Source organism: Bacillus sp. AFS031507 (assembly GCF_002584635.1).
Lineage (GTDB): Bacteria > Bacillota > Bacilli > Bacillales > Cytobacillaceae > Neobacillus.
This window is the reverse complement of sequence record NZ_NUOW01000093.1, coordinates 1-695: the sequence shown is the minus strand read 5'-3', so window position 1 is coordinate 695 and position 695 is coordinate 1. Positions and strand designations below refer to the sequence as shown.

General features: G+C 36.8%; 1 protein-coding gene. It reads left to right on the top strand.

Translation table 11 applies throughout. From position 1 onward, the window contains the following. On the top strand, positions 1 to 660 hold a 660-nt coding region (locus COE25_RS29900), incomplete at its 5' end, for a transposase (RefSeq protein ID WP_142354540.1). Positions 661 to 695 lie beyond the last annotated feature (35 nt).

The window sequence follows — 695 nt, the reverse complement described above, 5'->3', positions numbered from 1 at the left end:
ACTCCTATGGAATTGGCCACCAAGCAGCCTCATGAGATTATTATGGGCTGGAAATCTCTGATGAAGAGGCAACCTGGATTAAAAAAGGCCCAATTACTCCTCCAGGTAGCCAAGAATTCCATCGGTTCAAGACAAGCACTAGATGCTTATAAATTTCATTTGGAGCAATTACTTGAAGAATATGATTTAGCAGTAATACAACTCGAAAGAGTTGAAAAGCAAGTTACCGATGTATTGAATAAAATTCCTTATGCTAAAAAGCTGCTTACCATTAAGGGAATTAGTGAAATATCTTTAGCTGGCATATTAGGTGAAGCTGGAGATATTAGTGGATTTTCTCACGGTAATTCGCTACTTCGACATGCTGGTTTACACCTAGCTGAAGCTAGTTCTGGAAAGTGGAAAGGGCAAATTGTTTTATCAAAACGTGGAAGGTCAAGGCTACGGAGATTCCTTTACTTAGCTACAATGAGCCTTGTGATGAACAACCCAGAATTTAAAGGAATCCACACCCATAATGTTAAGGTTAAAAAAATGAAGAAAATGAAATCAATTATGAAATTGATTGGTAAGTTGGCTAGAATTTTTGTAGGAATGGCTCGAAGAAATGAATCCTATAATTCTGAAAAACTTCAAACAATAACACCTATGGCAGCTTAGTGCGAATGGAATATTAGAATATCACTCGTTCTTAT